The 14,921-nt window shown below is 65.5% G+C and carries 11 protein-coding genes; all 11 read left to right on the forward strand.

What is annotated here, in order from left to right; all coding sequences use genetic code 11:
* The first annotated feature begins 14 nt into the window (after positions 1-14).
* Entirely contained in the window at positions 15-1,121 is a 1,107-nt protein-coding gene (locus JEY66_RS10530; RefSeq protein ID WP_016846222.1) for an efflux RND transporter periplasmic adaptor subunit, read from the forward strand.
* Between the two features lie 55 nt (positions 1,122-1,176).
* Positions 1,177-4,314 (forward strand): efflux RND transporter permease subunit, encoded by a 3,138-nt coding sequence (locus tag JEY66_RS10535; RefSeq protein ID WP_018273405.1) that lies wholly within the window; start codon positions 1,177-1,179, stop codon positions 4,312-4,314.
* Positions 4,315-4,335: 21 nt separating this feature from the next.
* Positions 4,336-4,944, forward strand: coding sequence for a TetR/AcrR family transcriptional regulator (locus JEY66_RS10540; RefSeq protein WP_026193269.1), 609 nt, complete (start codon positions 4,336-4,338; stop codon positions 4,942-4,944).
* A 159-nt stretch (positions 4,945-5,103) separates the two neighbouring features.
* Entirely contained in the window at positions 5,104-5,727 is a 624-nt protein-coding gene (locus JEY66_RS10545; protein WP_018273404.1) for a flavin reductase family protein, read from the forward strand.
* Positions 5,728-5,996: 269 nt separating this feature from the next.
* Positions 5,997-7,244 (forward strand): SMP-30/gluconolactonase/LRE family protein, encoded by a 1,248-nt coding sequence (locus tag JEY66_RS10550; RefSeq protein ID WP_016846226.1) that lies wholly within the window; start codon positions 5,997-5,999, stop codon positions 7,242-7,244.
* Between the two features lie 209 nt (positions 7,245-7,453).
* On the forward strand, positions 7,454-9,721 hold the full coding sequence (locus tag JEY66_RS10555; protein ID WP_018273403.1) for an acyl-CoA dehydrogenase: 2,268 nt from the start codon (positions 7,454-7,456) through the stop codon (positions 9,719-9,721).
* The gene (locus tag JEY66_RS10560; protein WP_016846232.1) at positions 9,721-11,004 is read left to right on the forward strand and encodes an acetyl-CoA C-acetyltransferase; all 1,284 of its coding nucleotides are present in this window, start codon (positions 9,721-9,723) and stop codon (positions 11,002-11,004) included. Before JEY66_RS10555 ends, JEY66_RS10560 begins: the two co-directional genes overlap by 1 nt.
* Positions 11,005-11,006: 2 nt before the next feature.
* Entirely contained in the window at positions 11,007-13,103 is a 2,097-nt protein-coding gene (locus JEY66_RS10565; protein WP_026193268.1) for a 3-hydroxyacyl-CoA dehydrogenase NAD-binding domain-containing protein, read from the forward strand.
* Positions 13,100-13,561 carry an acyl-CoA thioesterase gene (locus tag JEY66_RS10570; RefSeq protein ID WP_016846234.1) on the forward strand — a complete coding sequence of 154 codons (462 nt, stop codon included), beginning with the start codon at positions 13,100-13,102 and terminating at the stop codon, positions 13,559-13,561. Before JEY66_RS10565 ends, JEY66_RS10570 begins: the two co-directional genes overlap by 4 nt.
* 165 nt (positions 13,562-13,726) lie before the next feature.
* Entirely contained in the window at positions 13,727-13,921 is a 195-nt protein-coding gene (locus JEY66_RS10575; protein WP_016846235.1) for a hypothetical protein, read from the forward strand.
* Between the two features lie 138 nt (positions 13,922-14,059).
* Positions 14,060-14,890 (forward strand): DeoR/GlpR family DNA-binding transcription regulator, encoded by an 831-nt coding sequence (locus JEY66_RS10580; protein WP_016846236.1) that lies wholly within the window; start codon positions 14,060-14,062, stop codon positions 14,888-14,890.
* Positions 14,891-14,921 lie beyond the last annotated feature (31 nt).

Here is a 14,921-nt window from a genome sequence, read left to right on the forward strand (position 1 = left end):
GATGGAGATTTCAGATGTTCGTTCGTTCCGTTTTCTCGAGCTATTACAGGCTCTTGACGGGAGCATCGTTGGCTTTTGCGGTGTTCGCGCTGACCGGCTGCAATGAAAAGGCGGCTGAAAACGCCGATCCGGGACGCCCCGTCCTGGTGGCGACCGTCCGTTATGAAGCCGAAACCCCTGAGCGCAGCTTTGTCGGCACCATCAAGCCCCGTATCGAAGCCGATATGGGCTTTCGGGTTGCCGGCAAGGTGGCCAAGCGGCTGGTCGAGGTCGGACAGACAGTCGACGTCGACCAGCCCTTGGCCACCCTCGACGAGGTCGACCTGAAGCTGCAGGCCGAGCAGGCGGAGGCGGAATTCCGCGCCGCCACCGGCGTGCTGGCGCAGGCCGCGGCCGCCGAGCAGCGCGCCAAGGATCTGAAGGCCAAGGGCTGGACCACCGACGCGGCGCTCGACTCCGCCAAGGCCGCCGGCGACGAGGCCCGCGCCCGGCTGAACCGCGCCGAGCGTTCGGTCGAGCTGACCAGGAATTCCCTCTCTTACGCAACGCTGGTGGCCGACACCCGGGGTGTCGTCACAGCGACCATGATCGAGCCCGGCCAGGTGGTTGCCGCGGGCCAGGCTTCGATCCGTGTCGCCCGACTTGGCGAGAAGGAAGCTGTCGTCGCGATCCCCGAGACGCTTCTCGCTCGTGCCAGGTCGGGCGTAGCCACGGTGACGCTGTGGTCGGACGCCAAGAAGAGCTATGCCGCCAGGCTGCGCGAGGTCGCGCCGCAGGCCGATCCCGCCACCCGCACCTATCTCGCAAAATTCTCGCTGCCGGACGCCGACGAGGCGGTCTCGCTCGGCATGACCGCGACGCTGACGCTGGCCGACAAGGCGAGCGAGCGCGTCGCCAAGTTGCCGCTGTCGGCGCTGTACAGCCAGGGCGGCGATCCCTCGCTCTACATCGTCGACGACAAGGGCGACATCGTGCTGAAGCCGGTCAAGGTGAAGGCTTATGAGAGCAACTCCGTCGTTATCTCCGGCGGCGTTGACGATGGCGCCACGGTGGTCGCCCTCGGTGTGCAGAAACTCGATCCGAGCCAGAAAGTGCGGGTCGTGTCGTCGCTGTCGTTCTAACCCTCGCATAGCAGCGGAAACGGTTCTGGGACTGGTCTAGAACTTGGAGAGTTCGATGAAGCGCTTCAACCTTTCAGCCTGGGCGGTCAGCCATCCGACGCTGGTGCTGTTCCTGATGATCATCCTCGCCGCCGCCGGCTTCTTCTCGTACGAGAAGCTCGGCCGCGCCGAGGATCCGTTCTTCACCGTCAAGGTGGTGAACGTCTCGGTGATGTGGCCGGGCGCGACCTCGCAGGAAATGCAGATGCAGGTCGCCGATCCCATTGAGAAGAAACTGCAGGAGCTGCCGTTCTTCGACAAGGTGCAGACCTATTCCAAGCCGGGCTTCACGGCGATGCAGGTCTCCTTCAAGGATTCGACCTCGCCGAAGGATGTGCCCTATCTCTTCTATCTGTTGCGCAAGAAGCTGGTCGATGTGCAGGGCGAGCTGCCCTCCGGCATCCTCGGTCCCGTCGTCAACGACGAATTCTCCGACGTCGATTCGATCCTCTATATGATGACCGGCGACGGCGCCAATTATGCGCAGCTCAAGAAGGTCGCGGAGGGTTTTCGCCAGCGCCTGCTGAAGGTGCCCGGCGTGACCAAGATCGATCTCTACGGCACCCAGGACGAGCGTATTTTCGTCGAGTTCTCGCATGCCAAGCTGGCGACGCTCGGCATCACGCCGCAGGCGCTGTTCGACTCGCTCGCCAAGCAGAATAACGTCACCCCGGCCGGCACCGTCGAGAGCTCCTCGCAGCGCGTGCCGCTGCGCGTCACCGGCGCGCTTGACGGCGTCAAGGCGGTTGCCGAGACGCCGGTCGAGAGCAACGGCCGCGTGTTCCGCCTCGGCGATATCGCGACCGTCAGCCACGGCTATGTCGATCCGCCAAGCTTCGTGGTGCGTCAGGAAGGCAAGCCGGCGCTCGGTATCGGCGTCGTCACCGCCAAGGGCGCCAACATCCTCGAGCTCGGCAAGGAAGTCCAGAAGGCGACCGCCGAGTTCCTGAAGGCGGTGCCGCAGGGCGTCGATATCCAGCAGATCGCCGACCAGCCCAAGGTGGTCGAGCACGCCGTCGGCGAGTTCGTGCACTCCTTCGTCGAGGCGCTCGCGATCGTGCTGTTCGTCTCCTTTGTCGCGCTCGGCTGGCGCACCGGCATCGTGGTCGCGCTGTCGGTGCCGCTGGTGCTCGGCATCGTCTTTATCGTGATGAACGCGATGTCGCTCGACCTGCACCGCATCACGCTCGGCGCGCTGATCATTGCGCTCGGCCTTCTGGTCGACGACGCCATTATCGCGGTCGAGATGATGGTGGTGAAGATGGAGCAGGGCTGGGACCGCATGAAGGCGGCGTCCTTTGCCTGGGAATCCACTGCGTTTCCGATGCTCACGGGAACGCTGGTCACGGCCGCTGGCTTCCTCCCCATCGGCTTTGCCAATTCTGCGGTCGGCGAATATGCCGGCGGCATCTTCTGGATCGTGGCGATCTCGCTGGTCGCCTCCTGGTTCGTCGCGGTGATCTTCACGCCCTATATCGGCGTCAAGCTGTTGCCCAACGTCAAGGTGCACCAGAACCACGATCCGCACGCGATCTACGAGACGCGGATGTATCGCGGCCTGCGCAGCGTCGTGCAGTGGTGCGTCGATCACCGCATCAAGGTGGTAGCGGCGACCGTCGGCGTCTTCGTTGCCTCCATCGTTGCGTTCGGCCACGTCCAGCAGCAGTTCTTCCCGCTGTCGGAGCGGCCCGAGCTGTTCCTGCAACTGCGTCTGCCCGAGGGCACCGCCTTCAACGTCACGGAGAAGGCGGTGAAGCAGGCTGAAGGGCTGCTGAAGGGCGATGACGATATCCAGACCTACACCGCCTATGTCGGCCAGGGCTCGCCGCGCTTCTGGCTCGGCCTCAACCCGCAGCTGCCGAACGAGGCCTTTGCCGAGATCGTGATTCTCGCCAAGAACGTCGAGGCGCGCGAGCGCGTCAAGGCCAAGATCGAGCAGGCCGCCGCCGATGGCGCGCTGAACGAGGCGCGGGTCCGGGTCGACCGCTTCAATTTCGGTCCGCCGGTCGGCTTCCCGGTCCAGTTCCGCGTGATCGGCCCCGATGCCAACAAGGTGCGCGACATCGCCTACCAGGTGCGCGACGTCATGCGCCAGAACAAGAACGTCAAGGACGTCCAGCTCGACTGGAACGAGCAGTCGCCCTACCTGAAGCTCGCCGTCGACCAGGATCGGGCGCGCGCGCTCGGCCTGACCCCGCAGGACGTCTCGCAGGCGCTGGCGATGCTGATCTCGGGCGCGCCGGTCACCACGATCCGCGACGGCATCGAGAAGGTCGGCGTGGTCGCCCGCGCGGTGCCGTCCGAGCGGCTTGATCTCGGCCGCGTCGGCGATCTCACCATCACCACGCGCAACGGCGTCGCCGTCCCGCTGCAGCAGATTGCCAAGATCGAATATGCGCATGAGGAGCCGATCCTGTGGCGGCGCAACCGCGACATGGCGATCACCGTGCGCTCCGACGTCGTCGACGGCGTGCAGGCGCCTGACGTCACCAACCAGATCTCGCCGAAGCTGAAGGACATCCAGGCCCATCTCGAGCCGGCCTACCGGATCGAGCCGGGCGGGGCGTTCGAGGAATCCGCCAAGGGCAATGCGTCGATCTTCATCCTCTTCCCTGTGATGGTGATGGTGATGCTGACGCTGCTGATGATCCAGCTGCAGAGCTTCTCGCGCCTGTTCCTGGTGTTCCTGACCGCGCCGCTCGGCATCGTCGGCGCCTCGCTGGGGCTGAACGTCGCCAACCAGCCGTTCGGCTTCGTGGCGCTGCTCGGCCTGATCGCGCTCGCCGGCATGATCATGCGCAACGCCGTGATCCTGGTCGATCAGATCGAGAGCGACGTGGCGTCCGGCCTGACCCGGCGCGAGGCGATCGTGGAAGCCACCGTCCGGCGCGCCCGGCCGGTGGTGCTGACGGCCCTGGCCGCCATCCTCGCCATGATCCCGCTGTCGCGCTCGGCGTTCTGGGGTCCGATGGCGATCACCATCATGGGCGGTTTGTTTGTTGCGACTTTCCTGACCTTGCTGTATCTGCCGGGCCTTTACGCCCTCTGGTTCCGCAAGACCCTCGAGGAAAGCGGCTCCGAGCAAACCGATACTGCGCCGCAGCATGCCGGCGATGCGCAACGCGCATTTCCGCTTGCTGAGGCGGCCGAATAATTGAAGATTGAGCAGGCCAACATGACACTGATCTCGGAACATAGCGAAACCGACACCCGCGAGCGGATTCTCGTGGTGGCGGAGCGCTTGTTCCGGCAGATCGGGTATCAGAAGACGACGGTCGCCGACATCGCCAAAGAGCTGCGGATGAGCCCCGCCAACGTGTACCGCTTCTTCGATTCGAAGAAGTCGATCCACGAGGGCGTGGCCCGCGGCCTGATGGGCGAGGTCGAGATCGAGGCCCAGCGCATCGCGCGCTCGGAAGGGCCGGCCGCGCCGCGCTTGCGCCAGATGATGACGACCATCAATCGCATGAACACCGAACGCTATGTCGGCGATTCCAAGATGCACGAGATGGTCGAGATCGCGATGCAGGAGGACTGGGACGTCTGCGTCGCGCATATGGAGTGTATCGCCTCCATTATCGGCGAGGTGATCGCGCAAGGAGCCGCGACGGGGGAGTTCGAGATCAAGGACCTGCAACTCGCCTCGCTGTGCGCCTGCACCGCGATGATGCGGTTCTTCCACCCGCAGATGATCGCCCAATGTGCCACCAAGCCGGGCCCGACCATCGACCAGATGATCGATTTCGTGATCGCCGGCCTGTCGCCGCGCAGCCGCGCCAATTGAGCGCCAGCCCTGACATTTTCGTCAGTTGACTCTCCCGTCATTGCAGGCAAATCGAGTTGTAGCCCGGATGGAGCGTAGCGCAATCCGGGGCCATTTCCGCTTGCGAGACTGTCCCGGATTACGCTGCGCTCCATCCGGGCTACGCGAGAGGGGCTAGCCGTGACCGCCAAAGACCTGCATTTCTACGAGCCGAAGAACGGCCACGGCCTGAAGCACGACCCGTTCAACGCCATCGTGGCGCCGCGGCCGATCGGCTGGATCTCCTCGCGCGACAAGGGCGGCAACGTCAACCTCGCGCCCTACAGCTTCTTCAACGCGTTCTGCTACGTGCCGCCGATCATCGGCTTCTCCTCCACCAACTGGAAGGACAGCGTCGCCAACATCCAGGACACCGGCGAGTTCGTCTGGAATCTGGCGACGATGGATCTCGCCAAACACATGAACGCGACGGCGGCGCATGTCGCGCGCGAGGTCGACGAGTTCAAGCTGGCGGGGCTCACGCAGGTCGCCGGCAAGCTCGTCAATGTGCCGCGGGTCGCCGAAAGCCCGGTGTCGTTCGAATGCAAGGTGAGCCAGATCGTCCAGCTCCAGGCCGCCGACGGCAAGAAGGCCGAGGCGTGGCTGACGCTCGGCGAGGTCGTCGCCGTCCACATCGACAAGGCCTTCATCAAGGACGGCGTCTACCAGACCGGCCTCGCGCACCCGATCGTCCGCGCCGGCCGCCGCGGCGACTACTTCGAGATCAAGCCGGAAAACATGTTCGAGATGATCCGGCCGGATTAGCTTTACCTTTTCAGCGTTATGTCTCCGTATCGTCATGGCCGGGCTTGTCCCGGCCATCCACGTCTTCGTTCTCGCGAGGTCCCAAGACGTGGATGCCCGGCACAAGGCAGGGCATGACGAGTTTGTGGAGCGACCGATCATGACACCACAACAATGTGAAATTTCCGCGCGCAGTGATGAAAAACCGTCACTCGCAACCTCTCCGAGAGCAGTCTAACCTCCACCCGCCAGGCCGGATCAACGGCCGGCCAACAGAGTGGGAGGATGCGATGACTCGCCAACAGCGGAACAATCAAAAAGAACCGCGGCGTGATCCGAACGTTTCACGACGCACGCTGGTTCAGGGGCTGGCGGCTTCCGCCGCCGCCGCCGCCGTCGCGGGCATCGGCAGCGCGCTGGCCCAGAATGCGCCCGCGCCGGTCGGGCCGCCGACGACGATCACCAGCCCGCCGCGCGATTTCAGTCCGCGCGGTGCGCCGACCACCTATTTCTGGGACCCCGACATCATCGCGGTCGATCCGTCCTTCAACGACCTTGCCCAGCCCAACACCTCGATCAAGCGCCTCTTCACCGGTGTGCTTTGGGCGGAAGGCCCGGCCTGGAGCTCGCAGGGCCGCTATCTGTTGTGGAGCGACATCCCCAATAACCGGCAGATGCGCTGGTCGGAGGATGACGGCCATGTCAGCGTTTTCCGCATGCCGTCGAACTACTCGAACGGCAATTCGTTCGACTTCCAGGGCCGCCAGCTGTCCTGCGAGCATCTCACCCGCCGTGTGACGCGCTACGAAAATGACGGCACCGCGACCGTGCTCGCTGATAACTATCAAGGCAAGCGGCTGAACTCGCCGAACGACATCGTCGCGCATCCCGACGGCAGCTACTGGTTCACCGATCCGCCCTACGGCAGCCAGCTCTACGAGGGTGAGCCCGATGCCGCCGGCGGCCCGGTCAATCCGGCCGGCAAGCTCAATCCCCGGATCGGCCAGCCGGCGGGCTTCGTGCCGTTCAAGCGCGAGTTGCCGACCAACTGCTATCGCATCGATCCGTCCGGCCGCGTCGATCTCGTGGTGAGCGAGGACCAGGTGCCCGATCCGAACGGCCTCTGCTTCTCGCCGGATTACAAGAAGCTCTACGTGGTCTCGACCGGCAAGGGACCGGGCGATAGCGGCCCGGGCGGCAAGGGTGACGTCTTCGTGTTCGACGTCGGCGCCGACAACAAGCTTTCCAACGGCAAGCGGTTCAGCGATTTCACGATCGACGGCGTGAAGTGCGGACCGGACGGCATCCGCTGCGACGTCAACGGCAATGTCTGGTGCGCGAGCAATGCCGGCCGCGCGGTCGGTTACAGCGGCGTGACGGTGTGGTCGCCCGAAGGCAAGCTGCTCGGCCGCATCCGGCTGCCCGAGGTCTGCGGCAACATCACCTTCGGCGGCCCCAAGCGCAACCGCCTGTTCATGGCCGCAAGCCAGTCGCTCTACGCGGTCTATACGGCAACGCAGGGAGCGGGGCCCGCCTAGCTCGTCCTGCGTGGGGATGGCGTCTGCGCCATCCCCTGCTACCTGATTGTCGCAGCTCAGCTTTCGGAACTGAACGCGTGGCCTGCCGTTAACAGAATGGCGCCTGGGCCGCGTCAATTTCGCTTTATTTGAACAGCGAAGTGTTCACCGGTGAACGGCACTTTCCGATAGGATCACCCATCCGCGCTGCCGTTTCATGAGGATCCGCCATGAGCTTCCGCCGCGACTATATGACAAAACCGATCTTCTCCTGGGCGCGTGGCGTGCTGCCGACGATGTCGGACACCGAGCGCGAGGCGCTGGAAGCCGGCGACGTCTGGTGGGACGCCGATCTGTTCACCGGCAATCCCGACTGGTCGAAATTGCTGGCGTTCGCGCCGGCCAGGTTGACCGACGAAGAGCAGGCCTTCCTGCACGGTCCGGTCGATGAGCTCTGCAGGATGCTCGACGAGTGGAAGATCAACTGGGAATGGCGCGATCTGCCGCCCGAGGTCTGGGCCTTCATCAAGGCCAAGAAATTCTTCGGCATGATCATCCCGAAGGAATTCGGCGGGCTCGGCTTCTCGCCCTATGCGCATTCCGAAGTGGTGCGCAAGATCTCGTCGCGTTCGCTGACCGCGGCCGTCACCGTGATGGTGCCGAACTCGCTCGGGCCGGGCGAACTGTTGATGCGCTTCGGCACCAAAGAGCAGCAGGACAAATGGCTGCCGCGCCTGGCCTCCGGCCAGGACATTCCCTGCTTCGGTCTGACCAGCCCGGAGGCAGGGTCCGATGCCGCCTCGATGATCGACACCGGCATCATCTGCAAGGGCAATTTCGAAGGCCGCGAGGTGCTGGGCCTGAGGCTCAACTGGCACAAGCGCTACATCACGCTCGGCCCGGTCGCAACGCTGCTTGGGCTAGCGTTCAAGGCCTATGATCCCGATCACCTCGTCGGCAGCGAGGAGGAGCTCGGCATCACCGTCGCGCTGATCCCGACCCATCTGCCCGGCGTCTCGATCGGCCACCGCCATCTGCCGGCGATGCAGGTGTTCCAGAACGGCCCGAACTGGGGCAAGGACGTCTTCATCCCGCTCGACTACATCATCGGCGGCCAGGAGCGGCTCGGCCAGGGCTGGAAGATGCTGATGACGGCGCTCGCCGCCGGCCGCGGCATCTCGCTGCCGTCGCTGTCGGCGGCCGGCGCGGCCTATGCCGCGCGCACCACCGGCGCCTATGCCCGCATCCGCGAGCAGTTCGGCATCTCGATCTCGAAATTCGAGGGCATCGAGGAGCCGCTCGCGCGCATCGCCGGCACGGCCTATCTGCTCGACGCCGCGCGGCGGCTGACCTGCGCCGCGCTGAACGAGGGGCATCATCCCGCCGTCATCTCCGGGATCATGAAGCTGCACGCCACCGAGCGGATGCGGATCGCGATCGACGACGCGATGGACATCCATGGCGGCAAGGCCGTGATCGACGGGCCGCAGAATTATCTCGGCGGGCTCTACCGCTCGGTGCCGGTCGGCATCACGGTCGAGGGCGCCAACATCCTGACCCGCAACCTGATCGTGTTCGGGCAGGGCGCGATCCGCGCGCATCCCTATCTGTTGCAGGAGATGAACGCGCTCAGCGAGCCCGATCGCGACAAGGGCCTCACCGCGTTCGACACCGCGTTCTGGAAGCATGTCGGCCACAGCTTCGCGACCATGTTCCGCGCCTGGGGCCGCAACTGGAGTTTCGGCCTGTTCGCGCCGGCACCGGATGCCGGTGACGCCACCGAGTTCTATCGCCAGCTGTCGCGCTATTCGTCGGCGTTCGCGCTGTGCGCCGACATGGCGCTGCTCACCCTCGGCGGCGCGCTGAAGCGCAAGGAGATGCTCTCGGCGCGCTTCGGCGACATCCTGTCCGAGCTGTATTTGCTCTCCGCTGCTTTGAAACGCTGGCAGGATGAGGGCCGGCAGAAGGAGGATCTTCCGGCGCTCGAATGGTGCATGGCGTCCGGCTTCAAGACCATCGAGAACCGCTTTGCGGAAATCTTCGCCAATCTGCCGAACCGCCCGGTGGCTTGGCTGCTGAAATTCCTGATCCAGCCGTTCGGCGCACGCGTCACCGGCCCGACGGATCGCATCGTGCATCTCTGTGCGCAGCTCGTGCTGTCGCCCTCGGCGGCGCGCGACCGCCTGACGCCGGACCTCGCCTTCGTCGAGGATGACGGCGGCATCGCGCGGCTGGAGAAGGCCTTCCGCCTCGTCACCGAAGCCGAGGATGCCGCCAAGCAGCTGCGCGCGGCGCGCCTGCACGACTGGAGGGAGGCGGTCAAGAAAGGCGTCATCACCGAGGCCGACGGCGAGAAGCTCGCGGCCGCTCACGACGCCGTCGCCAAAATCATCGAGGTTGACGATTTTGCGCCGGAGGCGCTGTCCCCGATTTACAAGAAATCCGCCGACGTGCATCAGTTCTTCCAGGAGCTTGGTGAGCAGAGGGCGGCGAGCTGATGGCGCGACCAGTCTTTATCGTCGACGGCAGCCGGACGCCGTTCCTGAAGGCGCGCTCCGGTCCCGGCCCGTTCACCCCGGTCGATCTTGCCGTACAATGCGGCCGGCCGCTGCTGGCGCGGCAGCCGTTCGCGCCCACCGCCTTCGACCAGGTGATCCTCGGCTGCGTCAATGTGATCGCCGACGAGATGAACCCGGCGCGCGTCGCGGCGCTCCGGCTTGGCATGGGCGAAGAGATGGTCGCCTTCACGGTGCAGATCAATTGCGGCTCCGGCATGCAGTCGATCGACACCGGCTACCGCTACATCCGCGAGGGCACCTCCGACCTGATCCTTGCCGGCGGCGCCGAGGCGTTGAGCCACGCGCCGCTGGTCTGGCCCAATTCCGGCGTGCGCTGGTTTGCCGGCTTTGCCGGCGCCAAGGGGCTAGGTGCCAAGATCGCCGCGGCGCTGAAGGTGAAGCCGAGCTACTTCAAGCCGATCATCGGCCTCGAGCGCGGGCTGACCGACCCGATCACCGAGCTCAACATGGGGCAGACCGCGGAGAAGGTCGGTCATCTCTTCGGCATCACCCGCGCACAGTCCGATGCATATGCCGCCGAGAGCCATCAGCGGCTGGCCAACGCGCAGAAGCAAGGCTTTCTCAAGGGCGAGGTCGAGACCGCGTTCTCCCGCGACGGCAAGTTCTACGACCATGACGACGGCGTTCGCCCGGACTCGACGCCCGAGACCTTGGCCAAGCTGAAGCCGGTGTTCGAGCGTCCGTGGGGCCAGGTCACCGCCGGCAATTCCTCGCAGATCACCGACGGTGCCTCCTGGGTGATCCTGGCGTCGGAGACGGCGGTGGCCAAGCATGGGCTGACGCCGAAGGCCGTCATCCTCGACAGCCAGTGGTCGGCGCTCGATCCCTCGATCATGGGCCTCGGTCCGGTGCGGTCGGCGAGCGCGATGCTCAAGCGCAACGCCATGACCTTGCAGGACGTCGAGACCTGGGAGCTCAACGAGGCCTTCGCCACCCAGGTGCTGGGCTGCCTCGCGGCGTGGAACGACGAGAGATTCTGCCGCGAGATTCTCGGGCTCGACGGCGCGGCCGGCGAGATCGATCGCGCGAAACTGAACGTCGACGGCGGCGCGATCAGCCTCGGCCATCCGGTCGGCACCAGCGGCAACCGCATCGTGCTGCATCTGGTCAATACGATGAAGCGGCTCGGCACCAGGCGCGGCGTCGCCACCGAATGCATCGGTGGCGGGCAGGGCGGCGCGATGTTGATAGAGACGGTGTGATCATGGATTCACGGATCATGGACCTTCTCGCCGATCGCGTGCTCGAACTCGGGCCGAAGCCCGCCGCCGACGGTCCCTACAAGAATTTCAAGCTGACGCGTGACGAGGACGGCATCGCCTGGCTGCTGTTCGACCGCGCCGGTGCCAGCGCCAACACGCTGTCCGCCGATCTGCTCGAAGAGCTCGACGCCATCGTCGCGGCGCTGGAGAACCAGCGGCCGACCGGTCTCGTGGTACGCTCCGCGAAAAAGAGCGGCTTCATCGCCGGCGCCGACGTCAATGAGTTTCGCGGCGCCAGCGATTCCAGCCCGGTCGAGACCGCGATCGGCCGCGCCCATGCGGTGATCGACCGGCTCGAGGCGCTGCGCGTGCCCTCGGTCGCGGTCATCCACGGCTTCTGCCTTGGCGGCGGCCTCGAGGTCGCGCTGGCCTGCCAGATGCGGATCGCGATCGACGACGCGCGGTTCGGCTTCCCGGAGGTGATGCTCGGCCTGCATCCCGGTCTCGGCGGCACCGTGCGCTTCACCGAGCTGGTCAACCCGATGCAGGCGATGACCTTGATGCTGACCGGCAAGACGATCGACGCGCGCCGCGCCAAGTCGCTCGGCCTGGTCGACGCCGTCACCCAGGAGCGCCATGTCCGCAACGCGGTGAAGGATGCGGTGTTCGGCCGGCTGAAACGCGCCAGGCCGGGCGCGCTCAACTCGATCCTCAATCTTGGTCCGGTCAGGGGCTTCCTTGCCTCGCGGATGCGCAGCGAGGCCGAGAAGGCGGCGCCGCGCAAGCATTACCCGGCGCCCTATGCGCTGATCGAGCTGTGGGAGAAGCTCGCCGGCAACCGCGCGGCGATGCTGAATGCGGAGAAGGCCTCGTTCGCCAATCTGATGGTGACGCCGACCGCGCAGAACCTGATCCGCGTGTTCTTCCTGCGCGAGCAGATGAAGAAGCTGGCGGGCAGCGGCAACAAGGTTGCGCATGTCCATGTCATCGGCGCCGGCGCGATGGGCGGCGATATCGCGGCCTGGTGCGCCAACCAGGACATGCGGGTGACCTTGGCCGACATGAAGGCCGAGCCGGTCGCGGGCGCCATGAAGCGCGCCGCGGAGCTATACGGCAAGATCATGCGCAAGCGGATCGACCAGCGCGACGCGCTCGACCGCCTGATTCCCGACATGGACGGCGAGGGCGTCCGCAATGCCGATCTGATCATCGAGGCGGTGCCGGAAAAGCTCGAGCTGAAGCAGAACGTCTATGCTTCCCTCGAGCCGAGGATGAAGCCCGGCGCGATCCTCGCCACCAACACCTCGAGCATCCCGCTGCAGGATCTGCGCACCACGCTGGCACGGCCGGAGCGGCTGCTCGGCCTGCACTTCTTCAACCCGGTGTCGCGGCTGCAACTCGTCGAGGTCGTCAGCCATGACGGCACCGATACCGGCCTGCTCAAGGAGGCGCTCGCCTTCGTCGGCGCCATCGACCGCCTGCCGCTGCCGGTGAAGAGCTCGCCGGGCTTCCTCGTCAACCGCGCGCTGACGCCCTACATGCTGGAAGCGATGATGATGCTGGACGAGAAGACCGATCAGCGCCTGATCGACGCGGCCGCGGTCGAGTTCGGCATGCCGATGGGGCCGATCGAGCTCGCCGACCAGGTCGGCCTCGATATCTGCCTCGATGTCGGCGAGATGCTGCGCTCGAAGTTCGGCGATACGCTGCCGCCGACGCCTGCATGGTTGCGCGAAAAAGTCGCCAGGGGCGAGCTCGGCCGCAAGACCGGCAAGGGCTTCTACACCTGGAAGGACGGCAAGGCGGAGAAGGCGCCGCTGCCGGAGACCGGTCCCCGGGTCACCGATGAGATGATCGACCGCCTGGTGCTGCCGATCTCGAACGTCTGCGTCGCCGCATTGCGCGAGGGCATCGTCGACAATCCCGACATGGTCGACGGCGCGATGATCTTCGGCACCGGCTATGCCCCGTTCCGCGGCGGCCCGCTCAACTATGCGCGCAGCCGCGGCGTCGACCATGTGGTGTCGGCGATGCAGGCCTTGATGCGCAAGTTCGGCGGACGATTTGCGCCGGATCCCGGCTGGGAGGCATTCAAGTGACCGATTCGCAAGTGACCGACTCACAAGCGACCGACACCCACGTTCACGCGCCGCTGAGCACCGACGCCGGGCCGAAGGGCGATCTCTGCATCCGCACGCTGGCGATGCCGGCCGACACCAATGCCAATGGCGACATCTTCGGCGGCTGGCTGCTCAGCCAGATGGATCTCGGCGGCGGCGTGTTCGCCTCCAAGGTGGCGAAGTCGCGCACCGTGACGGTCGCGATCGACGCAATGAACTTCCGCAAGGCGGTCAATGTCGGCGATCTCGTCTCCGTCCATGCCAATCTGGTGCGCATCGGCCGCACCTCGATCACGGTGCATCTCGAGGCCTGGGTGCTGCGCCGTCGCGAGCAGCAGTCGATCCTCGTGACCGACGGCAATTTCACCTATGTCTCGATCGACGAGCAGGGCCATCCGCAACCGATCCAGCGCGACGGCGCGACGATCGAAACCTGACATCTTTCGCGCGCCAGTGCCGCTGATTCGGGGCGGGAGCAAACGCGTCGAAACTGAGTCCGGAGCGTGATTTGACTGCAAAAACCCGCTTCGCCGCGCAAAAATAATTGAGGAACAAACAGCCAGCGATTCCGTTGTCGGGCCGGAGTCAAACCGAGGCTGACAATGTCCGACAGTTACGTGATCGAAGTGAGTTCGCAGACGGCGGGTATCGTGGTGCGCGATGCGCGTGGTTATCAGTTCTTTGCTGCATCGCACCTTTTCGACCGCCTTGAAGGCCAGATCTTCCGCAATGCCCGCGAGGCCGAGCGCGCGGCGCGCCGGCTGCTCACCGGTCAGTCCATGCAGATGGCGTCGTAGAACGCGCCATCGCGTCATTGCGCGTGGCCCGGGCGAAGCGTCCACCTTCGCCCCGGCCGTCCCCGACCCGGCACTGCACGTTGACCTCCGTGCCGAACGGTCGCACCATGGGCGACTCGCCGTTTCAAGGGGGCCGCCGTGGCCGGACTCTCCCATCGCCAGACTGAAATCCTCAACATCGCGCGCGCGTTCGGGCGGGTCATGGTCGAAGACCTCGCCAAGCGATTCGAGGTGTCGGCGCAGACCATCCGCAAGGACCTCAACGATCTCTGCGACCAACGCTCGCTGACCCGCATCCATGGCGGCGCGATCATCGCCTCGGGCGTCGAGAACCTCGCCTACGAGGCGCGCCGCTTCGTCGCCGCCGAGGAGAAGAAGGCGATCGGCGCTGCCGCGGCGGCACGGATTCCGAACGGCTGCTCGCTGTTCATCAATATCGGCACCACCACGGAAGAGGTCGCGAGCGCGCTGACCTCACATGAGGACCTGCTCGTCATCACCAACAACCTCAACGTCGCGATGCTGCTGTACCGCCATCCGCGCATCGAGGTGGTGGTGGCCGGCGGCACGGTGCGCCGCGCCGACGGCGCCGTGGTCGGCTCCACCGCGACGCAGCTGATCGGCCAGTTCAAGGTGGACTACGCCATTATCGGCGCGTCCGCGATCGACGAGGAGGGCGCGCTGCTCGACTTCGACTATCGCGAGGTGCAGGTCGCGCAGGCGATCATCGCCAATGCGCGCAACGTGATGCTGGTCTCGGACTCGACCAAGCTCCGCCGCAGCGCGCCGGTGCGGATCGCCCATATGAGCCAGATCCAGACCTTCGTCACCGATTCACCGCTCCCCGCGGCCCTCGCCAATATCTGCCATAGCCGCGGTATCGAGGTGGTCGTCGCGATGGACAAGCCGCAAGTCGATCTCGACGACAACGGCGCCGACGCGGCAGCCGCGACGCTGCGCAGCGCGTAATTCCGCATCTTCTCGCAGTCATCGCCCGGCT

The organism is Bradyrhizobium elkanii USDA 76 (assembly GCF_023278185.1).
Lineage (GTDB): Bacteria > Pseudomonadota > Alphaproteobacteria > Rhizobiales > Xanthobacteraceae > Bradyrhizobium > Bradyrhizobium elkanii.